This is a genomic window from Buttiauxella sp. JUb87, assembly GCF_004361975.1.
Classification (GTDB): domain Bacteria; phylum Pseudomonadota; class Gammaproteobacteria; order Enterobacterales; family Enterobacteriaceae; genus Buttiauxella; species Buttiauxella ferragutiae.
Genome location: NZ_SNVY01000001.1, coordinates 772903 through 795475 on the forward strand (window position 1 = coordinate 772903; position 22573 = coordinate 795475).

The window sequence follows — 22573 nt, forward strand, 5'->3', positions numbered from 1 at the left end:
TCCATAACCTATAAATTATGTTAACCTGATCTCAAAAGTGAAAATCGTCAAAAAAATAGCCAAAACACGTTGACTGCAGCACTTATGCGCAATCATAATTAAATAGTTATGAGTGCATAATTTAAATGACATATGGAGTTTATTATGAATACTGGTATGTTTGAATCCTGCATTACAGGGCACTGGTTCAATGCTGAAGCTAAAGCGCTCTGGTCTGACGTAGGCACTATTCAGGCATGGCTGGATGTCGAATCTGCTCTAGCGCAAGCGCAGGCCAGATTGGGCATGATCCCCCAGACAGATGCAGATAAAATCACAAACTCTGCTAAAGCAGAGCTTCTTGATATCGAAGCCATTAAAAAAGGAATTCGTGAAACATGCCATCCATTTGTTCCTGTATTGAAGGATTTCGAACGAGTGTGTGGCAAAGAAGCTGCAGGTTATCTGCACTGGGGGGCAACTACTCAAAACATTTTTGATACTGCAGCAGTTCTTCAGTTGCGAGCCAGCCATAAATTGATACTAGATTTTCTTCACAGGACTCTCGATACCATTGCGGCTCTTGCGGAAAAATCAAAAAGTTACACTCAGGCTGGACGTACTCATGGGCAACATGCACTTCCTATCACGTTTGGTTTTAAAGTGGCAGGCTGGTATGCAGAATTACAGCGAATTAAAATGCGTTTAGATGATGCCACTGCTGATGCATTTATTGTCAGCATGGGTGGAGCTGTGGGTACATTTTCAGCTATGGAAGGGAAGGGACGTGAGATCCAGGAAACGATCGCTGAAATTCTTGATCTGGGTTCCAATATCATACCTGTTCGTACATCCTGTGATTCCCAGACGCATTACGTTAATGTTTTGGGACAGCTGGCCAGTTTTGCAGAGAAGGTTGCACAGGAGCTTATTTTCCTGCAAAGAACAGAACTCGCTGAGCTCGAAGAGAGTTTCCACCACGGAAAAGTTGGAAGCTCTACGATGGCACAAAAACGAAACCCTCAGAATGCACAGAACCTTGTTGGTTTAGCACAACTCATGCGTTCACGCATTCCTCTTTCATATATGTCTATGATTCGAATGAATGAAGGAGATGCTGCAGAGAGTAATATCATGGATGTTACTCTCCCTGAGATTGCAGTTATTTCAGTTTCTATCAGTGAGAATTTGTATAATCTTTTAAGTGGTCTTCAGGTTTACCCAGAAAAAATGCTTGAAAATATAAAGATCACAAAGGGATTGATTTTGTCAGAGTCAATTATGATGGCACTTGCAAAATCTATTGGACGTTCAGATGCTCATCATCTTCTTTATGAAGCTGCGATGGAATCAGTGCTTAACAATGCACCATTCTCTGATTGTATCCGTAATCAACTTAACAAAGGAGATATAAAGGCAGAGATTAACATAGAGGAATTACTGGATGAATCAAGTTATATTGGTGAAGCTGAAAGTTGCGTTGATTTTGTGTTGCAGCAATATAAGTCGTAACAAGTTTTAATGTGAAAACATTGCTTATTTTTAAGAATATAGAGCCTGAGTTCTACTCCAGGCTCTATAATAAACAAGTGTAAACATATATGCTTTAGTGTTATGCATTATTTTAAATCACTAACTGATTAAAATAAAGAGAGTATTTATAACACGTTTTTTTGCAGTTCAGTTGTTTTCACAGTTACATATTCGATGTAATCAGAGATGTGAGGGTTTAAAGAGCTATTTAATGAAAAAAGCACCATTTCATCATAAATATCAAGATCAATGTCCTTTACAATAAGGTTTTCATTTAACTGTGACATAACAGGAAATGAAGATGCAAGGAAAATTCCTGTGTTTTCTCTTGCAAAACATAACGCTAGCATCGTATCAGAGACTTCAGCTACAACATTTATTTTAACCCCAGCATCGTTGAATTTTTTTCTTATTTTTGTTGATAGAATGTTCCGTTGTGTATACATGATGATATTTCTAAAACTGAAATCATCAACATGTAATATTTCTTTTTTTGCAAGTTCATGATTTATGTGCATGATGCAAACAATTTTTGACTTAAGTAAAGGTTGGACTGATAATTCAGCCAGGCTGTTGTTAATATCAGTGTTACCAAGAGCAATATCTGCTCTTCCTTCCCTGAGCTCATTAATCATATCAACAGAGTTAACAACTGAAAATGAAACATTAAGGTTACTTTTTTCTTTAAAATAACTAGCTGTTAAGGGACCAAGAAAAGAATATGCAATAGATGGTGTGGATATTATTCTAATTGTTTGTAATCGACGACTTTCCCAGTTGCCATCATCGATGCGTTGTAATGAAGAAAATATATTATTGATTTCTTCATAGATAAACAAGGCATCTGCTGTAGGTGTTAACTTTCCTTTTTCCCGTAAAAAGAGAATTTTACCTGCCTTATCTTCAATATTAGATATTGATTTACTCACTGCTGGTTGGCTAATCCCCAGTTCGTCTGCAGTAAGAGTTACAGAGCCTCTTTCAATCATAGTTTTGATGATTTCCAAATCTCTGAAAGACGCCCAACGAATGGATGATGTTTTTTTCATATTGCTAGCTAGCCTGTTTTAAGTTTCTTTTGGAAATACTTTCGTGGATTTAATTCACGATGTAGTACGCCTCGCCTATCTAATTATATAATTCACCGATATAAATCACAACATAACTTTCTCAAACCTAAATAACTGTTCCGAATAGTAGATCACAGGATGGTGGTTGGCTCCATCGGAACATTTAGCACATACACAGATGCAAGTCTTGTTGTGCCTAGTTTTGCGAATCGATAGATGACATGCCTTGTCCGACATAGCTTAAACCAATATGTAGCACTATTATGATCAGTTATTTAGGCTTTAATGGTCTATTATGTTCTAAGAAGCGTAAGTTGTTGTGAATTATAATTATTTATTGGGCTGTAAATAGTCTTTTTTAACCTGGTAAATGTTACTGTTTCAACATTTGTTATGTGACATCATTCAAGTTAATGTAATATTTTTATATCTCTTCTTTAAATTTGTCAAGGAGACTTAAGTAGGGTGCAAAAGATTCACTAATCGTGGTTTGCCACCATCGAAACTATATGGATATAATTTTCTATTATTTGTCGATAGACACTTGCTCTCACCTTCCTTAACATTCAACATGCCAATTTTATATATTCAATAACCATTATATTATCTTTTAATGAAAATGGAATTCATTGAATAAATAAGATTAAGGTAAATGGGGGCAAGTATCCAATGCATCGATGAGTGAGCTTCCTGGACAGTATGAAAAACGGCACTGTTGCAACTTTCCATATACACGGTATTCCACAGGGAGATGGCAGCGTCAACCCGCTGGCGCGATAGCTCTGATTTTCCGGTTTTCTGTCCCTGATTTCTCCCAGTCGGTGCATGAAGGGGTCCGCTTGGAAAAAGGAATCTACCATATTAGATAACTCCCTCGAAACACTTAATGTCCGCTGTTGGCACACAGCAGACGTTATGGCATTTAGCAATCAGCTCAACAAACTCAATCTATCTAACCTTCACCACCAGCAAGTCTTCCCAGCGAGTGGTGTAACGTGGTGAAAGCATATCCCTTTTCATCTGCCACTGTTGCTGGATACCCTGCCCCGCAAAATACAGCGCCCCTTTCCCGTTTTTGTGGTTCAGATGGTCCAGCACTTCCATTAATGCCGCACTGTTTTGTCGCGGCGCGTTGTCGTCAAACAAATTGAGCTGAGCCACGCCCTGGCTGAAAAAGTCGCCCAGCATAATCCCTGCTTTCTGATAGCGGTACCCATCTTTCCAGATGACATCCAGACAACGCATCGCCGCCGCAATGATGTCACGAGTGTCCTGCGTGGGCGTGAGTAGCTTCACTGCAGCCTGATTCCCGTAGTAGGGTTCATTCAGTGCAAAGGGGCTGGTTTTGATGAAGGCTGAAATGTAGCGACAGTACTGATGCTCACCACGAAGTTTTTCAGCACCACGTGATGCATAACTGCAGATAGCCTGGCACATTTGCTCGTATTCAGTGACGCGATCCCCGAATGAACGAGAACAAACGATTTCCTGTTTGGTGGGAGCAAATTCTTCGAGTTCAAGGCAGGGTTCGCCACGCAGTTCACGAACCGTGCGCTCGAGCACCACACTAAAATGCTTTCGTATAAAACGGATATCAGTGTCAGCCAGTTGCAGGATGGTCTTGATACCCATCGCTTCAAGCTTTTTACTGATACGACGACCTATTCCCCACGTTTCATCGACAGGTAATACTGCCATAAGTTTGCGCTGCTTATCCACATTCGACAGTTCCACAACGCCGCCGGTCTGCTGTTGCCATCTTTTCGCTGCATGATTAGCGAGCTTTGCTAAAGTCTTGGTTTGCGCTACCCCTACGCCCACCGTCAAATGAGTACGCAGCAAAAGCGTGGCTCGAATCTCCCGACCAAAGTCCTCAAGATCCCGACAACTTCGAACGCCGGTCAGGTCACAATAATGCCTCGTCAATTGAGTAAATTTCACAGCACGGCGACATCTCCTCAAGTGTAGTCATCACCCGATCTGACATATCGGCGTAGAGTTCATAGTTCGAACTGAAGCAGGCAACCCCGAATCTCCGGAATAAATCCTTTTGTTTGAAATAGGGGTCACCCATTCTGACACCGATGGCTTTAGCTTCAGCGCTTCGGGCAATGACACAGCCGTCGTTGTTCGAGAGCACGACGACCGGTTTCCCTTGCAGATCAGGCCGGAAGGCAGTCTGACAACTCGCATAAAATGAATTTACATCGACCAGGGCAAACATACTCAGCTCGTAGACTTGATGATAAAGGTGACTACACCAAAGATATCGAGCGTTTCTTCGCTACCGATGAGGATCGGAGAGTATGCGCTGTTCATTGGGTTAAGCTGTACAGTGGGACGAAGTTGCAGCCGTTTAACCGTAAACTCGCCATCTACTGATGCCACTACGATGTCATTATGTTCAGCTGTACGGGAGCAATCAACGACCAGTAAATCAGTGTCGTTAATCCCCCCTTCTATCATCGAATCCCCCGCAGCTCGCACAAAGTAAGTGGCGCTGGGATGCTTAACAACCAGGTCATGAATGTCTAAGCGTTGCTCGATGTAGTCCTGGGCCGGAGATGGAAACCCACACGGTACCGGGTCACTGAACAGAGGTAACGTAATAACTTCCCGCAGTAATACCGGATTGATAAATTCCATAAGATAGCCCCAACAAACACTGTATTTATATACAGTATGCCTATCAATGAAACTGATCAAGCGATCCGGCGTACCTGGCTGACGTGGTCCTGAGCAAAAGGGGATATCGATCGCTGTCGCCTGGTGAGTCGTTGTGATTATTTGATTAGTTCCGGTATTAGAAAAAACAGCCCTGACGGCAGTGTCAATCTTGATGGGTTAACGAAGGGATTTGTGAAGGCGAGGAATGCATCCGGAATAGAGTTTTCTGAACAGCCGCCGACATTCCATGAGATCCGGAGCCTGGCCGGTAGATTGTATGAAGCGGAACGCGGGAAGGAATTTACTCAGAAACTTTTGGGCCATAAGACTCAAAAAATGACTGAAAAATATTTGGATTCGAGGAAAAAGGAGTTTATGTTGTTATGACTCTGTTAAGGGAGAAATCGAAAGACCGAATATCAGTTTTCGGACATTTTTCGGACATAGCCATTTAACTCATTGATTTAAAATACAGATAAAAAAAAGACCGAATACGATTCCTATATTCGGTCCAGGGAAATGGCTCTTGGGAGAGAGCCGTGCGCTAAAAGTTGGCATTAATGCAGGCAGACTTCGCCTTGCCTTCTAAGAATAGTTTACCGGCGCAGCTTTTCCAGTCGGGCGCTAAAGTGTTCGAAAAAAAACTGTGTTACAGGTGACATTTAAGACAAAAACCGCCATATCCGGCTCTCGGATATGGCGGTTTTTTATGACAAATAAAGAAGTTAGCGTGTTTAGTTACATAGCTTCTGTGCACGCTCAATAAATGGCGCGAGGCTCTTTTTTTGCCCTGGCGCCTGTGGATCATCTATCTGAATGACAGAGATTGGCTGGCCAGTGGTCTTGCCGCTCGCCACTTGTTGCTCAGCAATATCATTTAGCGGGTACTGCATCAGTGTGCTTGGGTTGATGACAAACAACGCCTGGCCCGCACGGCAACTCAACATCACCTCTTCGCGGTTAAACGCCCAGTTATCTTTACCCATTTCAAAACGGCTCACGGTGATAATTTGTGGTGCCGCAAACGCACCACCTGCGCAAGCCAGCAACAGCAATGTCAAAATACTTTTTTTCATGAATTTCTCTTGAGCAAATAATGTCTTCAGTACGGTTCCCAGGTAGCGAAAATGCTAACCGCAAGGAGTACCACCACCGACAAAATGATTTCCAGCCAGGTTAACCGGACAAACTGTTTTGTTGCCGTTGGAGCACGGTTGAATCGGGGCACCAAATAATAACGGTTATACAGTGCGATGATAATCATCACGGCGACAAAGACAACCTTCACCAACAAGAAACGCACATAGTCGCTTTCCAGTGGCAATGACCAGCCCAGAATCATCAGACTGTTGATTAATCCGCTTAGTAGCACAGCGGCAACCGCCAGATGCCCGTAACGGGAAAAACGCATCATCGCGGTGATCGCAGCCCCCCGCCAGCGTGGTTTTCTAGCCATGCGCATGCACATAATCAGCGGCAAAAGGCCTCCGACCCACCAGCCAGCGCTCAGTAAATGCACTGCGTGGTTCAGGCGCTGTAAGCCACCATAAAAATCTTCGCGCATTGCGGCATGCCCAACACCAGCCAGCAAAATGAGTTGCCCTGCGGCGAGGGTTAGCAATAAAGATTGCAAGTTGCGCGGTTTTAACATCAGCACCACAACCGTCACGACACCGAGTGAAATCTGCCACAGCCACACAGAACCAAAACGCGTGCCCAGCACGGCTAGCCAAACCTGTGGATTGATGGTGTCCTGCCATCCACTGCCCATCATTCCCGCCTGGGCACATAACAGCAATACTGCGCTAAGCATTGTCATCCAGACTGCAGAATGCCACTGCCATTGCAGACGGCGGATGAGGACCGGCTTAAATGCCTGAGGCGCTAACATTGAGCATGAAATGGTGCTGCCAAGCAGCACCATAAGGGCAGCAAAATGGATGAATCGCAGCGCGATATAGAAAGAAGGTAGCATCCCGCTTATTTCACCGAGAACAGGTACTTCCCTTTGGTTTTATGTCCGTCAACCGACACCACATGCCAGTCGACCTGGTAAGCACCTGGTTTCAGTGCCTCCTCGACTGGCACGATGAGCTGTTTTTCGTCTTTTTCGTTACGTTTTGCCATGCCGGTTTTCACGGCGACTTGCTGTGGCCCGGTCAGCGTAATCCCGCTAAAATTAGCTTCTACTCCTTCAGAAAAATTGAGGGTAATTGCCTGCGGTGACGCCGTGACTGAAGCATCTGCCGCAGGGTATTGATGCTCAAGATGCGCATGCGCAAATGCTGAGCCAGAAGCGGTAAGAGCCGTTAAAAGAGTCGCGAGGGTAAAAAGACGAGATCGAGTGAAAGCCATATCAACTATTCCTTTTTCTTATTCAAGACGGCAAAAGGATAACCTTGAGCCCAGGTGAAGTCGAGATGAGAACAGCTATCAATAAATGTAAAGACTTGTCATCAACTTCATCTGCAAGTACCTTTGCGGCACAAAACAGGAGACCAAAATGAATCACAATCTTGCTGAATTACCCCAGGACGAAATGGATAAGATCAATGTGGATCTTGCTGCGGCAGGCGTGGCCTTTAAGGAACGTTATAATATGCCGGTGATTGCCGAAGTCGTTGAACGCGAGCAACCTGCCCACCTACGCGATTGGTTCAGAGAACGCCTGATTGCGCATCGCCTGGCATCAGTTAATCTTTCACGTCTGCCATATGAGCCTAAAGTGAAATAAATATTCACAACCTTAAACTTCCTGACAAAATTGATGTTAAGATTTTTCTTGGGTTTTAGAACCAAACACAGGAATTACCTGTTGCGGCCATAGGAAGATGGCTGTTAGGTAGATTGATTAAGGAAGAGCATATGCCTGTCTGGAATGTTGCGGCGGCGCAATACGGCGCCACCCCCGATGACCTCGAATCTAATATCTCACATCACTTAGACTTTGTTCGTTGTGCAGTCCGTGAACAAATTGATCTCCTGATTTTTCCCGAACTATCCCTCACTGGTTTCAACATAGAAAATCACCACGACTGCGCACTACCCTTCACTGATGAACGTCTTAATCCTCTGCAAAATGCCGCCATAGAACACAAAATGACTATCGTCGTGGGTTTGCCCCTGCGGTGTAAAGGAGGTGTTTCACCCGGTTCTGTAGGCTTTTTGCCTGATGGTTCGCGCGTCGCCTGTTGCAAACCTCTTTCAAGCGATATTGACCTTCCAGGCCAGCATACCCCTTTGGTTGGTTTGCATAATCGTAGCGTCGCGATGGGGTTCAGTACCGGCAGCGATGAAGAAACCTGGCCACGCAGCGCTGCTGAGATGGGCGCAAGTCTTTACGCCACAGGCAAGTTCATTAACGAAATCAGTTACCAGCACGATGAAATGTATCTGCAACGTTGGGCGCGTAAATACAATTTGCCGGTATTGCTGGCTAATCATGCTTTTTCGACCGGCAAATACCGCTCCGCGGGACGTAGCGCCTGTTGGGATGATCGCGGCGAGTTAGTGGTGCGCGCCGATCATGGCGAATTGCTGGCCGTTGGTCGGCGCGATGAGAAAGGTTGGCACGGAGAAATCATTCCATTACGCTAGCGCGTTATTGAAACCAGCGAAGTTCTGATGGAGTGAATATGCTGCGCATTATTGATACGGAAACCTGCGGTTTGCAGGGCGGCGTGGTGGAAGTGGCGTCTGTCGATATCGTCAATGGTGAGATTGTTAATCCAATGAGCGATCTGGTGCGTCCGGATCGTCCCATTGGTCACCAGGCGATGGCCATTCATAAGATTACTGAAGAAATGGTGGCGAATAAACCGTGGATTGAAGATGTCATTCCGCGCTACCACGGCAGCCCCTATTATGTTGCCCATAACGCCAGCTTTGACCAGCGAATGTTGCCTGAACTGCCTGACAGCGAATGGATTTGTACCGTAAAACTGGCCCGCCGTTTATGGCCCGGTATCAAATACAGCAACATGGGTTTATATAAATCGCTCAAGCTTGAAGTGGAAACACCGGCAGGCTTGCATCACCACCGCGCCCTGTTCGATTGCTACATTACCGCCGCTTTGCTGTTGCGGATTATGGAAGAATCCGGCTGGACACCCGATCAGATGGTGACTATTACTGGCCGTCCGGCGATGGTCACCACCATGGCGTTTGGCAAGTATCGTGGCCAGCCCATTGCTGAAATTGCGGATAAAGATCCGGGCTATTTACGTTGGATGTTAAATAACATCAAAGAATTAGCACCGGATCTCAGAATGACGCTGAAACATTATCTCGAAGGGTAAAAACGCATTACTCCACACGCCCTGGTAAGGTGCCTTGCGCCAGGGCAATCAAGAACGCGAACTCCAGCGCCACACCTTCGTATGATTTGAATCGCCCTGATTTCCCACCATGCCCCGAGTCCATATCAGTACATAACAACAGCAAGTTATCGTCGATACGTGTTTCGCGCAATTTTGCGACCCATTTGGCGGGTTCCCAATACTGCACTTGCGAGTCGTGCAAACCCGTGGTCACCAGTATATGCGGATAAGCCTGCGCGGTGATTTGGTCGTATGGGCTGTACTGTTTGATGTAGTGGTAATACTCAACATCTTGCGGATTCCCCCATTCTTCAAATTCACCCGTGGTTAACGGAATTGACTCGTCTAGCATGGTGGTAAGCACGTCAACAAATGGCACTTGCGCGACCACACCGTGAAACAAATCCGGACGCATATTGATAGCCGCGCCCACTAATAACCCGCCTGCGCTCCCCCCCATGGAATACAACAGATTTTCATCGCCGTATCCCAACTTCAGCAAACCATCACACACATCCAGATAATCATTGAATGTATTCATTTTCTTTAGGTATTTGCCGTCTTCATACCATTGTTGGCCAAGCTCACCGCCGCCACGCACGTGGGCAATCGCATAGACAAAACCACGGTCTAACAGGCTCAAACGGCTGCTGCTGAAATCAGCATCCATACTGCTGCCATACGAGCCATAGCCGTACACCAAAAGTGGATTTTTCCCACGGATGAAATGTTCACGGTGATAAACCAGTGATACCGGCACCTGGACGCCATCTCGTACCGTTATCCATAAATGTTCACTGCGATAGTGACTGGCATCAAATCCCGCCACTTCGCTTTGTTTAATGACGCGCCGCTCGCCGGTATCCATATCCAGCTCGAATAAGGTATCAGGCGTAGTCATTGACGAGTAACCGTAACGTAGTCGGGAAGATTCCGGTTCAGGATTGTAGCCAACCCAAGTTACGTATGCCGGATCGTCAAAAGCAATTCCGGTCACTTCGTGCGTTTTACGGTTAATTTGCCGTAGGCTGGTTAGCCCTTGCTGGCGTTCTTCAACAACCAGCCAATCGGTAAACAACGTAAACCCTTCCAGCATGACGTTTTCACGTGGTGGAATCAGCTCTTCCCATTGGCTTTCGTCGCGCACTTTTGAGCGATACAAACCAAAGTTTTTGCCTTCACGATTCGAACGCAGATAAAAATGATGTTGATAGTGATCGAGAGTGTATTCGTGGTCTTTACGGCGTGGTGCAAAACTTTGTGGCTGCGCATCCACCAGCTCGGCATCCAGCAACAACACTTCGCTGGTCGTCGCGCTGCTCAGGTAAATCAGGACAAAATGCTTCGAAGTCGTTTTATGCACGCTGACATAAAACATTTCGTCCTTCTCTTCGTAAACCAACTCGTCGGACGTGGAAGGATGCCCTACCGTATGTCGCCAGACCTGATATGGCAGCAGCGTTTTAGGGTGCTTGCGGACGTAGTAAAGCGTGGCGGAATCATTCGCCCAGACAAAACTGCTGTCGACATTTTCCAGCACTTCCGGGTACCAGTTCCCGGTTTCCAGATTGCGGAAACGCAAACCGTACTGGCGACGCGAAAGAAAATCTTCCGCCAATGCCAGCACAGTATTGTCAGGCGTGATGCTCATCCCGCCCATCGTATAAAATTCACTGTGGGCAGCACGGCGATTACCATCCACCAGCGTGCTCCACTCTTCCCATTCAGCCAGCATCACCGACTGGCGCTGATAAATGGCGTATTCATTTCCGGTTTCAAAAACCTGGCGATAACGATAGCCATTTTGCGTATAGGGCGCGGAGACATCGCGTTGTGGGATACGGTCGATCATCTCTTTGAGCAAGCGTTCTTGTAGCGCCTGTTGCGTGCTCATGACTTGATGGCCGTAATCATTTTCCTGATGCAGATAATCAAGTACTTGCGCATCTGCGCGCTCGTCGTCGCGCAACCAATAATAGTTATCGATGCGGGTATCGCCATGAACTGACATGGTGTGAGGAATTTTTTTAGCTTTTGGTGGCATGTCGATTTTCATTTTTGAGTTAACACCCTGTAAGGGTGGCAAATTAAGACAGCCTTGCAAGCGTAACGTGGGATTTTGAGAAAAATGCCGGGGTTAACCCGGCAGATTGAGTTTCTGTTGCTGAATATCTTTTTCAATACCTTCGCGCACATCTTGTGGGATTTTTAGCGCATCACCTAACGCACTGAGATAGCTACGTTCCATAAAGTGGTCGATGTCGATTGCCGCACAGCTGAGGAAATAAAGTTCCAGAGCTTCTTCTTCGTTATTAACGCCTTGTACCAAACGCTGTGGATCAAGCGGTTGATCGATAGCCTGTTGAATCAGCGTACGGCCTGACTCTTCAATACCCGCATCCCGCAACTGTTGTTCGATTATCTGGCGCTCTTTGTCATCGATATGGCCGTCACTTTTCGCGGCAAAGACCAATGCCATTACCAGACGCTGGGTCCGCACATCAACTGGCGATTGTTGCTGCCCAAATTGCGGCTCCCCCTGATGGGTTTCACGGACGCGATCTTTATATTTGCTCCACATCACGCTTCCAGCGACTGCCCCACCGCCAACCAACAGCGCGCTGGTTCCGTATTTAGTGAGTAATTTACGCGATGATTTACTTGCCAGCAGTAACCCCGCTAAGCCACCCAGCGCGCCAGGTACCAGTAATTTGCTCAGCCCCTGAGGATCTTGAGTGGGTTGATTGTGCCTGGAAGATTTTTGGCCGGGCTGTGTCGCTTGCCCCAGCATAGACTGAAGCTGCTGTAACCAATTACTCATGAGAGACACCCTTGTTTTAGAACATAGCCACTGAGGTTAGGTGAAAGGCTGTCAAGAAGTGTCTGATAAGACTAAAGATGAGAAAAGAACCGCGCCGGTATTCCGACGCGATAAAACTTAAGCGGCTTTGGTGCGTTTACGTGGATGTTCGGCTACTTTATCATCAGAAGCCTCTTCTTCAGTAACGACTTCAGGCGTTTCATCTGCTGCTGTTGCCGTTTCCAGCTCTGGCAATTTTCCGCTTTTCAGTACGGTCGAAAGCACATCTTTGTTTTCTGCCATCCACATGGCCAGCACGTCATTTTGGCCTTCTTCGAGAGCAATTGGGCTTTGAGTGAGCCAGTCACTCAACACTTCGGCCAGGTCGAGCATTTTGTCATAGGCGTCTGCGTCCTTTTTACTGGCAAATGACATTTTTTCTTGCCCCTCTCGTACTACAACGTATTTGATTTCAACCGCCATTTTGCAGCTCCGGCTTAACTGTTTATTTAAACAGTATAATAATATTACCCTTGCATCGCAAGCGGGAAAGTCGCTGCGTACGCAAACGTTTTCGTTTATAATTCGCCGGTCTATTTTCTCCGTTTGGGTATACAGATTATGTCAATGTTGGGAACAGCGCTTCGTCCTTCAGCTACACGTGTGATGTTGTTGGGTTCAGGCGAATTAGGAAAAGAAGTGGCAATTGAATGTCAACGTCTGGGGCTGGAAGTGATTGCCGTAGACCGCTACGCTGATGCCCCAGCGATGCACGTCGCGCACCGTAGTCATGTCATTAATATGCTTGATGGTGCCGAACTTAAAAAGCTGGTCGCTGCTGAAATGCCCGATTTTATCGTTCCCGAAATTGAAGCCATTGCCACGGATATGCTGGTAGAACTGGAGCAGCAAGGCCAGAACGTTGTCCCGTGCGCCCGAGCCACTAAGTTGACCATGAACCGCGAAGGTATTCGTCGTCTGGCAGCTGAAGAGTTAGAACTGCCCACTTCAAGCTACCGCTTTGCCGATAGCGAAAGCGCTTTCTTGCAAGCCGTCGAAGAAATTGGCTTCCCTTGCATCGTTAAACCGGTAATGAGCTCTTCAGGCAAAGGGCAAAGCTTTATCCGCAATGCCGACCAGTTAGCCAAAGCCTGGGAATACGCTCAACTCGGTGGCCGGGCAGGCAAAGGACGCGTCATTGTCGAAGGGGTGGTGAATTTTGATTTTGAAATCACTTTGTTGACCATCAGCGCAATCGATGGCGTGCATTTCTGCGCGCCAATTGGTCATCGTCAGGAAGACGGCGATTATCGTGAGTCGTGGCAGCCACAAAAGATGAGTGATGTTGCGATTTGTCGCGCGCAGGAAATTGCCGAGAAAGTCGTGAAATCCCTGGGGGGCTTCGGGTTGTTTGGCGTTGAGCTGTTTGTCTGTGGCGATGAGGTCATTTTCAGCGAGGTTTCCCCGCGTCCACATGATACCGGCATGGTGACGCTGATTTCTCAGGATTTGTCAGAGTTTGCATTACATGTCCGCGCCTTCCTCGGCTTGCCAATTGGCGATATTCGCCAGTATGGCCCGGCGGCTTCTGCGGTGATCCTGCCAGAATTAACCAGTGATAACGTCCAGTACGGTAACGTCGCGGGTGCGGTAGGTGCCGGTTTGCAGGTGCGTCTGTTTGGTAAGCCGGAGATTGAAGGTAAACGCCGTATGGGTGTCACGCTGGCAACAGGTTCTAGCGTGGAAGATGCGATTGCGCGTGCGATTGCCGCAACCAAAGCGGTTATCGTCAAAGGATAAAAAAACCGGTCACATCGTTATCTATGTGACCGGTTTTACGCAGCTACAACTTAAAGAATGGCGTATTATTTCGCGCCTTCAACCGCTTCACGAGCAAGCTGAGTAATACGGTCGTAATCACCTGCTTCCAGTGCGTCAGCCGGAACCAACCATGAGCCACCGATACACAGAACGCTTTTCAGTGCCAGGTAATCACGGTAGTTAGCCGGTGTGATCCCGCCAGTTGGGCAGAAACGAACCTGAGAGAATGGGCCCGCAATAGCTTGCAGTGCTTTGGTGCCACCATTCGCTTCAGCCGGGAAGAATTTGAATTCTTTCAAGCCGTAATCCAGACCCAGCATCAGTTCAGAAACAGTGCTGATACCCGGAATCAATGGAATTGAGCCTTCGGTTGCCGCTTTCAACAGTGGCTCAGTCAGACCCGGGCTGATAGCGAACTGCGCGCCAGCTTCGGTCACTTCTGCCAGTTGCTCTGGGTTCAGAACGGTACCCGCACCAATAATCGCTTCTGGTACTTCTTTAGCGATAGCGCGAATCGCGTCCATTGCACATGGAGTACGCAGAGTCACTTCCAGAACGCGCACGCCACCAGCAACTAATGCTTTAGCCATTGGTACTGCGTGTTCCAGTTTGTTAATTACAATAACCGGGACAACCGGCCCTGTTTTCAGGATCTGTTCCGCAGTAGTTTTCCAGTTTTTCATCTAATAAGGCCTCTTCAACCAACTTTATAATTCGTTTCCAGTGCGGCAATTGCTACATCTGGTCCTTAAAATTTAATGCAGGTCGCGCCCTGTTCCGCGCCAGATAACTGTTCGCGTAACGCGCTAAATAGTTCACGGCCGGTTCCAACGCGATCAGCGCTGAGGTCCGGGTGATATGCAGTGCGTTTTGCAAGCTCTGCATCATCGACCAGCAATGTCAGTTCACCCGTTTGACCATTGACGCGAATCATATCGCCATCACGGACTTTCGCCAGCAACCCACCATCATAGGCTTCTGGCGTAACATGGATTGCTGAGGGCACCTTACCTGATGCACCCGACAGTCGTCCATCAGTGACTAACGCAATTTTGAAACAGCGGTCCAATAATACCCCAAGTGGCGGCATAAGTTTATGTAATTCTGGCATGCCATTCGCTTTTGGCCCTTGATGGCGCACAACAACCACGCAGTCACGGTCCAGCAGACCTGCTTCAAACGCTGGCAAAACGTCATGCTGGCTTTCAAAGATGACGGCGGGAGCTTCGATAATTTGATTTTCTACGGGGACTGCAGAGGTTTTCATTACTGCACGGCCGAGGTTACCGCTAAGCACTTTGGTGCCGCCGTGTTTGGAGAATGGTTTTTCAAAGGTTGCAATGACATCGGTATCGAGTGCGGTTGTCGCACCTTCACGCCATGCAAGCTGCCCATTATCCAGCCATGGTTCCATGGTGTAGTGATGCAGACCAAAGCCCGCAACAGTGTTCACGTCTTCATGCAGCAGGCCACCTTTGAGCAATTCGCGCATTAGCACTGGCACACCGCCCGCGGCCTGGAAGTGATTGATGTCCGCCGGGCCGTTCGGGTACAGGCGCGCCAGCAAAGGCACCACATCAGAAAGATCAGAGAAATCATCCCAGTTAATGATGATACCTGCTGCACGCGCCATCGCGACCAGGTGCATCGTATGGTTGGTAGAACCGCCGGTTGCCAACAACGCAACAATGCCATTGACCACTACTTTTTCGTCAATCATTTTACCGAGTGGCATCCACTCGTTGCCATTTCCTGTCAGGCGCGTTACCTGACGTGCCGCTGCCGCCGTTAGTTCATGGCGCAGAGGGGCATCCGGATGAACAAACGAAGAACCCGGGAGCTGCATCCCCATAAACTCAACCACCATTTGGTTGGTATTGGCGGTGCCGTAAAAAGTACAGGTGCCTGGCGCATGATAAGAAGCGGCTTCAGATTCCAGCAATGCCAGACGGTCAACTTTGCCTTCAGCATAAAGCTGGCGAATGCGTACTTTCTCTTTATTGGCCAAACCACTGGCCATTGGGCCTGACGGCACAAACACCGCTGGTAAATGGCCAAATGAGAGTGCAGCCATAGTCAAACCGGGGACAATTTTGTCGCATACGCCCAGGTACAGCGCGCCGTCGAACATGTTGTGGGACAGGCCGATAGCGGTGGACATCGCGATAATTTCGCGGCTCAGCAATGAAAGCTCCATGCCGTCCTGGCCCTGAGTCACGCCATCACACATTGCTGGCACACCACCTGCAACCTGCCCTACGGCACCAACAGAGTGCAACGCTTTACGAATCTGATCAGGGTAATACTCATAAGGTTGATGCGCAGAGAGCATGTCGTTGTAGGAGGTAATGATCGCAATGTTGTTACGCAGCATACTTTTCAGCGAAGCTTTATCTTCCGGCTGACAAGCAGCAAAACCGTGGGCCAGATTTCCGCACGCCAGCTCAGATCGGTGGACTGTGTTGGACTTCGCTTTTTCGATGCGAGCCAGATAAGTTTCACGGGTCTGGCGGGAACGTTCAACGATGCGCTTTGTTACGCGTAACAAAATTGGATTCATAAAAGATCCTCTTTAAAGTGGCTGCCGTCGCTTTGGGCAGGTGGTCGAGGTTACCGGCTCTTTTCTCTCAATGAGGCGGCAATCCGTACCATCAGGGCAAAATCGCTTCAGCTAGTGTAAATAAAAAAGCCCTGCTGGTGAATCCAGTCAGGGCTTTTATATTAAAAAATTTTCACCACTTTGGCGCTAGATCATGTTACCGGTAAAATACGAATCGTTTGTTACACGATTTTTACACAATGACACCGATTCCATCCGCTAAATCAGTCGAGTTGCAGGTAGACGGCAAATGACCGAATCCCCAGCAGCTTACATTAGTAAGTGACTGGGGTGAGCGAGTGCTGCCAACCCCCCTGCAACTTGAAGGATGACGGGGATTACTCAAATTCGTTCCATGAACGCCCATCACGGGTAATCATCGCCACCGATGCCACTGGTCCCCAGGTTCCGGCCTGATATGGCTTAGGTGCGTCATTGTCCGCAGCCCATGCTTCAGTGATGGAGTCGACCCATTTCCACGCTTCTTCTACTTCGTCACGACGCACGAACAGTGCCTGAATACCACGCATGGTCTCCAGAAGCAGGCGCTCGTAAGCATCTGCCAGATGTGTTTCGTTAAAGGTTTCGGAGTAACTCAGATCCAGTTTGGTGGTTTGCAGGTTGTGCTTGTGATCAAGCCCTGGCACTTTGTTGAGCACCTGGATATCCACACCTTCGTCCGGTTGCAGACGGATGGTAAGTTTGTTTTGCGGCAAATCTTGCCAGGAATCTTTAAACAGGTTCAGTGCAGGGCTCTTGAAGTAAACCACGACCTCAGAGCATTTTGTCGGCAGACGTTTCCCGGTACGCAGGTAGAATGGCACGCCAGCCCAACGCCAGTTGTCGATATCCACACGGATAGCCACGAAGGTTTCAGTGCCGCTCGTTTTGTTGGCACCTTCTTCTTCCAGGTAACCCGGGACTTTTTTACCCTGTGCAAAGCCCGCCGTGTACTGGCCACGAACCGCTTTCTCGCGCACATTGCTACGGTCAATACGGCGCAGGGATTGCAGAACTTTCACTTTCTCGTCGCGGATATGGTCGGCAGTCAGATCGGATGGTGGTGACATGGCAATCATGCACAGGATTTGCAGCAGGTGGTTTTGAATCATGTCGCGCATTTGACCGGCCTGGTCAAAGTAACCCCAGCGCCCTTCAATCCCGACTTCTTCCGCTACGGTGATTTCCACATGATCGATAGTTTTGTTATCCCAGTTATTGGCAAACAGGGAGTTCGCAAAACGCAACGCCAGCAGGTTCAGTACGGTTTCTTTACCTAAGTAGTGGTCAATACGGTAAACCTGGCACTCTTCAAAATACTCACCAACCTGATCGTTGATTTGCTGAGAAGTCACCAGTGAGGTGCCGAGTGGCTTTTCCATCACCACACGAGCAGGTTTAGCGTTAAGTTTCGCTTTACCCAATCCTTTGCAGATGGCACCAAAAGTACTTGGTGGCATCGCAAAGTAGTTAATCGTGACACGGTTTTGCTGATCGAGCATCTTACCGAGTTTGGTAAACGCCGCAGTATCGTTAACATCCAGGTTGCAAAAATCGAGACGGCTACTCAATTTGTCCCACAGGCTTTCGTCGATCTTTTCCTTCATAAAGGTTTCGATCGCTTCGCGTACCACTTTGGTATACGCCTCTTTATCCCAGTCTGCGCGGCCTACACCCAGGATGCGAGTGTCCGGGTGAATCTGCCCCGCCTTTTCCAACTGATACAGGGATGGCAGCAGTTTCCGACGCGCAAGGTCGCCTTTTGCACCGAAAATCACCAGGTCACATGCCTGAGCTGTCTGCGTTACCGCCATGTCTATTCTCCTCGTTTCGGATGTCCGGGGGGATTCACCGGCCCGTTTGTAATTTTATTACAGAATAATGTACTGCTTTTAGTGAATTCAGGTAAACCTTTGCCCATTATCAGATCACATTCATGGGCAACATTTGCCCGTCAGTGCCACTTTTAGCGATGTGCCGTGGAATTTTCTGACGATTTATTGTTGATGTATATCATGTCTAAAGTTAGACGCTGATCATGTAATGAAAAAAAACAACATCATTACACCTATTCTCCCGCCCAATCGATGATGGGCAAGCGTATATTCTTGCTAAATCGTGTCGCGATTTCTCCTGTTAGTGAAATCGACAAAATCCATGAGTGCCGGACACCTATGAATATGCTGGACAAAATCCAGTCCCAACTGGAACACCTTAGCAAATCAGAACGTAAAGTCGCAGAAGTGATTCTTACCGCACCGCAAGATGCCATTCACTCAAGCATTGCTACCCTCGCCCGCAGCGCTGACGTTAGCGAACCGACAGTCAACCGCTTTTGCCGCCGTCTTGAAACCAAAGGCTTCCCGGATTTTAAATTACATTTAGCGCAAAGTCTGGCGAATGGCACTCCTTATGTAAACCGGAATGTTGACGAAGATGACAGTGTAGAAGCTTATACCGGCAAAATCTTTGAATCAGCGATGGCAAGTCTTGACCAGGTCAGGCAATCACTGGATATGGCTGCCGTTAATCGCGCAGTAGATTTACTCACGCAGGCGAAGAAAATTGCCTTCTTTGGTTTGGGTTCCTCGGCCGCGGTCGCACATGATGCGATGAACAAATTCTTCCGTTTTAACGTGCCAGTTATCTATTCTGACGATGTGGTGTTACAGCGTATGAGCTGCATGAATTGCAGTGAAGAAGATGTTGTCGTGCTTATCTCGCATACCGGACGCACCAAAAATCTCGTTGAACTGGCGCAATTAGCGCGTGAAAACGACGCCATTGTGCTGGCCATTACCTCTGAAGGCTCACCACTGGCTCGCGAAGCCACCCTCTCTTTACTGCTGGACGTGCCGGAAGATACCGACATTTATATGCCTATGGTTTCTCGCCTCGCGCAATTAACGGTGATTGATGTACTGGCAACCGGTTTTACTTTACGTCGTGGCGCGAAATTCAGAGATAACTTGAAGCGAGTCAAAGAAGCGCTCAAAGAATCGCGTTTTGATAAGGAGCTATTCGTTTCTGGCGATAGCCAGTAAAACAAAATTAGTCTGCTTAAATCGTTTGAGTTGCAGCCAGCACTCCCGCAGCTCGAAGTAAGACAGATATAACAAAGCTGTAACTTTTTAGGTCATTCGGTTAAGTTGTTACATTGCGTTTTTCAACGCATTCCGATTTACCGAATCTTTTGTTAACACAACACCAAAGTTGTTTCAGTCAACGGAGTAATACATGTCCAGACGGCTACGTAGAACCAAAATCGTTACCACTTTAGGCCCGGCAACCGATCGCGACAATAATCTGGAAAAGATTATCGCAGCCGGCGCAAACGTGGTGCGTATGAACTTCTCCCACGGTACTGCAGAAGATCATCAGATCCGTGCTGATAAAGTTCGTGAAATTGCCGCGAAACTGGGTCGTCATGTCGCTATTCTGGGCGATTTGCAAGGGCCAAAAATTCGTGTCTCTACCTTTAAAGAAGGTAAAGTTTTCCTCAATATCGGCGACAAATTCTTACTGGATGCCAACCTGGGTAAAGGTGAAGGCGATAAAGAAAAAGTCGGTATCGATTATAAAGGTCTGCCCGCTGACGTGGTCACCGGTGACATCCTGCTGCTCGATGATGGCCGTGTTCAGCTAAAAGTACTCGAAGTTCAGGGTATGAAAGTGTTCACCGAAGTCACCGTAGGCGGCCCGCTGTCGAATAATAAAGGCATCAACAAACTGGGTGGCGGCCTGTCAGCCGAAGCGCTGACCGATAAAGACAAAGCTGACATCATCACTGCAGCGAAAATCGGTGTCGATTATCTGGCGGTTTCCTTCCCACGTTGTGGTGAAGATCTGAACTACGCTCGCCGCCTGGCGCGCGAAGCAGGCTGTGACGCGAAGATTGTCGCAAAAGTTGAGCGTGCTGAAGCGGTATGCGACGAAGCGGCAATGGATGACGTTATCCTGGCTTCTGACGTGGTTATGGTTGCCCGTGGCGACCTGGGCGTTGAAATCGGTGACCCTGAGCTGGTCGGTATTCAGAAAACCCTGATTCGCCGCGCACGTAAACTGAACCGTGCGGTGATCACTGCGACTCAGATGATGGAGTCAATGATTACCAACCCAATGCCAACTCGTGCCGAAGTCATGGACGTGGCGAACGCCGTTCTTGATGGTACCGATGCGGTGATGCTTTCTGCAGAAACCGCTGCGGGTCAATACCCGGCTGAAACGGTTGCTGCAATGGCGCGTGTTTGCCTGGGTGCAGAAAAAATCCCAAGCATCAACGTCTCTAAACACCGTCTGGACGTGCAGTTCGACAACGTTGAAGAAGCGATTGCGATGTCGGCAATGTATGCGGCAAACCACCTTAAAGGTGTTACCGCCATCATCACCATGACCGAATCAGGCCGCACCGCGCTGATGACTTCCCGTATCAGCTCTGGTTTGCCAATTTTCGCCATGTCCCGTCATGAGCGTACGCTGAACCTCACCTCTTTGTACCGTGGTGTGACGCCTGTACATTTCGATAGCCCAAGCGACGGTGTTGCTGCTGCAAATGATGCAGTGAATTTGCTGCGTGACAAAGGCTACCTGATTTCCGGTGATTTGGTTATCGTGACCCAGGGCGACGTGATGAGTACCATTGGTACCACCAACACGACGCGCATTCTGTGCGTTGAGTAATTCAATCGCTGTATGACAAAGGGGCCAAATTGGCCCCTTTCTTATTTCTTCGGATATAACTCTTTGCGACGGTAGGGTTCTGTTTCCCCTTCCTTGCGGGTTTTGAGCAATTTTAAAATCCAGGTGTATTGTTCAAGATTCGGCCCCACCAGAATTTCGACTTCTTCATTCATTCGGCGAGCAATGGTGTTGTCATCCGCATCAACTAAATCGTCCATCGGAGGACGAATATGAATGTCTAAGCGGTGAGTTTTGCTGTTGTACACCGGGAACAATGGCACAACGCGCGCACGTGCTACTTTCATCAAGCGGCCAATTGCCGGTAATGTCGCTTTATAGGTGCCGAAGAAATCGACGAACTCACTATGCTCAGCACCATGGTCCTGGTCAGGCAAATAATATCCCCAATACCCCTGACGCACAGAGCTGATAAACGGTTTAATCCCGTCATTACGCGCATGTAACCGGCCACCGAAACGGCGACGCACGGTATTCCACATGTAGTCAAATAATGGGTTACCCTGGTTATGGAACATGGCGGCCATTTTTTGCCCCTGCGACGCCAACAACATCGCCGGAATATCCACGCCCCATCCGTGCGGCACCAGGAAAATCACATTTTCTTCCCGCTGCTTTAACTCGTCGATAATCTCTTTGCCATGCCAGTCAACACGCTGCATGACCTTTTGCGGGTCCTTGATCGCCAACTCAGCCATCATCACCATCGCTTGAGGAGCAGTAGCAAACATCTCGTCGATGACAGCTTCGCGCGAGGCTTCCGGCATCTCCGGGAAGCAATACAGCAAGTTAATTTGTGCGCGACGGCGGGCACTTTTACCAAAGCGCCCGGCTATACGCCCAACTTTACCCAGCAGAGGATCGCGTATTGACGGCGGTAACATCGCAATACCAGCGAAAGCGCCAACGCCTAGCCAGGCGCCCCAAAATTTCGGGTGCAAGAAGGCCTTTTGAAATTCAGGAATGAACTCACTGTGACTTTTTTTAGTTTTTTCCATTCATATTCTCAGTACAGCATCAAATCATTGATGACATGAATTTATCAGTATCTTAGCGGGGTAATGCCTTTCAGACAAAGAAAAAGCCG

General features: G+C 47.9%; 19 protein-coding genes and 2 pseudogenes. 8 read left to right on the forward strand and 13 right to left on the reverse strand.

Features of this window, described 5'->3' with window-relative positions; translation table 11 throughout:
* Positions 1–144: 144 nt before the first annotated feature.
* On the forward strand, positions 145–1491 hold the full coding sequence (locus tag EC843_RS03585) for an adenylosuccinate lyase family protein (RefSeq protein WP_133521645.1): 1347 nt from the start codon (positions 145–147) through the stop codon (positions 1489–1491).
* A gap of 146 nt (positions 1492–1637) precedes the next feature.
* Here the strand turns inward: EC843_RS03585 and EC843_RS03590 are convergent, their stop codons facing one another.
* The 3 genes and pseudogenes from EC843_RS03590 to EC843_RS03600 all read right to left on the reverse strand — a co-directional run bounded on the left by EC843_RS03590 (position 1638) and on the right by EC843_RS03600 (position 5228).
* Positions 1638–2561 carry a LysR family transcriptional regulator gene (locus EC843_RS03590; RefSeq protein WP_133521646.1) on the reverse strand — a complete coding sequence of 308 codons (924 nt, stop codon included), beginning with the start codon at positions 2559–2561 and terminating at the stop codon, positions 1638–1640.
* A 969-nt stretch (positions 2562–3530) separates the two neighbouring features.
* A pseudogene (locus EC843_RS03595) lies at positions 3531–4806 on the reverse strand (Y-family DNA polymerase).
* Between the two features lie 2 nt (positions 4807–4808).
* The gene (locus tag EC843_RS03600; protein ID WP_133521647.1) at positions 4809–5228 is read right to left on the reverse strand and encodes a translesion error-prone DNA polymerase V autoproteolytic subunit; all 420 of its coding nucleotides are present in this window, start codon (positions 5226–5228) and stop codon (positions 4809–4811) included.
* 105 nt (positions 5229–5333) lie between these two features.
* Between EC843_RS03600 and EC843_RS03605 the strand changes: the two are divergent.
* A pseudogene (locus tag EC843_RS03605) lies at positions 5334–5636 on the forward strand (tyrosine-type recombinase/integrase); the annotation flags it as partial.
* A 347-nt stretch (positions 5637–5983) separates the two neighbouring features.
* On the opposite strand, the gene EC843_RS03610 reads toward EC843_RS03605, so the two are convergent.
* Genes EC843_RS03610 through yobA form a run of 3 tightly spaced genes read right to left on the reverse strand, consistent with a single transcriptional unit; the run spans position 5984 to position 7604 of the window.
* Positions 5984–6325, reverse strand: coding sequence for a YebY family protein (locus tag EC843_RS03610; protein WP_133521648.1), 342 nt, complete (start codon positions 6323–6325; stop codon positions 5984–5986).
* Positions 6326–6351: 26 nt separating this feature from the next.
* The gene (gene copD, locus EC843_RS03615; protein ID WP_133521649.1) at positions 6352–7224 is read right to left on the reverse strand and encodes a copper homeostasis membrane protein CopD; all 873 of its coding nucleotides are present in this window, start codon (positions 7222–7224) and stop codon (positions 6352–6354) included.
* Between the two features lie 5 nt (positions 7225–7229).
* On the reverse strand, positions 7230–7604 hold the full coding sequence (yobA, locus tag EC843_RS03620; protein WP_064545923.1) for a CopC domain-containing protein YobA: 375 nt from the start codon (positions 7602–7604) through the stop codon (positions 7230–7232).
* Between the two features lie 148 nt (positions 7605–7752).
* Here yobA and EC843_RS03625 point away from each other — a divergent pair, with 148 nt between their 5' ends.
* The 3 genes from EC843_RS03625 to exoX all read left to right on the forward strand — a co-directional run bounded on the left by EC843_RS03625 (position 7753) and on the right by exoX (position 9547).
* A complete protein-coding gene (locus tag EC843_RS03625) occupies positions 7753–7983 on the forward strand; it encodes a DNA polymerase III subunit theta (RefSeq protein WP_034495983.1) in 231 nt (76 codons plus the stop codon).
* Between the two features lie 131 nt (positions 7984–8114).
* The gene (locus EC843_RS03630) at positions 8115–8846 is read left to right on the forward strand and encodes a carbon-nitrogen hydrolase family protein (RefSeq protein ID WP_121813648.1); all 732 of its coding nucleotides are present in this window, start codon (positions 8115–8117) and stop codon (positions 8844–8846) included.
* Positions 8847–8884: 38 nt separating this feature from the next.
* Positions 8885–9547 (forward strand): exodeoxyribonuclease X, encoded by a 663-nt coding sequence (exoX, locus tag EC843_RS03635; RefSeq protein ID WP_064545921.1) that lies wholly within the window; start codon positions 8885–8887, stop codon positions 9545–9547.
* Positions 9548–9554: 7 nt separating this feature from the next.
* On the opposite strand, the gene ptrB is transcribed toward exoX, so the two are convergent.
* From ptrB to EC843_RS03650, 3 genes are all read right to left on the reverse strand, one after another.
* Positions 9555–11612, reverse strand: coding sequence for an oligopeptidase B (gene ptrB / locus EC843_RS03640; RefSeq protein WP_064546017.1), 2058 nt, complete (start codon positions 11610–11612; stop codon positions 9555–9557).
* A 93-nt stretch (positions 11613–11705) separates the two neighbouring features.
* Positions 11706–12389, reverse strand: a complete 684-nt coding sequence (locus EC843_RS03645) for a tellurite resistance TerB family protein (protein WP_064545920.1) — start codon at positions 12387–12389, stop codon at positions 11706–11708.
* 117 nt (positions 12390–12506) lie between these two features.
* Positions 12507–12851 carry a YebG family protein gene (locus EC843_RS03650; RefSeq protein ID WP_064545919.1) on the reverse strand — a complete coding sequence of 115 codons (345 nt, stop codon included), beginning with the start codon at positions 12849–12851 and terminating at the stop codon, positions 12507–12509.
* Between the two features lie 138 nt (positions 12852–12989).
* Between EC843_RS03650 and purT the strand changes: the two genes are divergently transcribed.
* Positions 12990–14168, forward strand: a complete 1179-nt coding sequence (gene purT, locus EC843_RS03655; protein WP_121813649.1) for a formate-dependent phosphoribosylglycinamide formyltransferase — start codon at positions 12990–12992, stop codon at positions 14166–14168.
* Positions 14169–14233: 65 nt separating this feature from the next.
* Here purT and EC843_RS03660 read toward each other — a convergent pair whose 3' ends face one another.
* The 3 genes from EC843_RS03660 to zwf form a co-directional block, all read right to left on the reverse strand.
* Positions 14234–14872 carry a bifunctional 4-hydroxy-2-oxoglutarate aldolase/2-dehydro-3-deoxy-phosphogluconate aldolase gene (locus tag EC843_RS03660; RefSeq protein WP_121813650.1) on the reverse strand — a complete coding sequence of 213 codons (639 nt, stop codon included), beginning with the start codon at positions 14870–14872 and terminating at the stop codon, positions 14234–14236.
* A 65-nt stretch (positions 14873–14937) separates the two neighbouring features.
* Positions 14938–16749, reverse strand: coding sequence for a phosphogluconate dehydratase (gene edd, locus EC843_RS03665; protein ID WP_064545912.1), 1812 nt, complete (start codon positions 16747–16749; stop codon positions 14938–14940).
* Between the two features lie 377 nt (positions 16750–17126).
* A complete protein-coding gene (gene zwf / locus EC843_RS03670) occupies positions 17127–18602 on the reverse strand; it encodes a glucose-6-phosphate dehydrogenase (protein WP_133521650.1) in 1476 nt (491 codons plus the stop codon).
* A gap of 360 nt (positions 18603–18962) precedes the next feature.
* Here zwf and EC843_RS03675 point away from each other — a divergent pair, with 360 nt between their 5' ends.
* Positions 18963–19832, forward strand: a complete 870-nt coding sequence (locus EC843_RS03675) for a MurR/RpiR family transcriptional regulator (protein ID WP_064545908.1) — start codon at positions 18963–18965, stop codon at positions 19830–19832.
* Positions 19833–20025: 193 nt separating this feature from the next.
* On the forward strand, positions 20026–21468 hold the full coding sequence (pyk, locus tag EC843_RS03680; protein ID WP_064545906.1) for a pyruvate kinase: 1443 nt from the start codon (positions 20026–20028) through the stop codon (positions 21466–21468).
* A 41-nt stretch (positions 21469–21509) separates the two neighbouring features.
* Here the strand turns inward: pyk and lpxM are convergent, their stop codons facing one another.
* Complete coding sequence (lpxM, locus tag EC843_RS03685; RefSeq protein ID WP_064545904.1) at positions 21510–22484, reverse strand: lauroyl-Kdo(2)-lipid IV(A) myristoyltransferase; 975 nt, start codon at positions 22482–22484, stop codon at positions 21510–21512.
* Positions 22485–22573 lie beyond the last annotated feature (89 nt).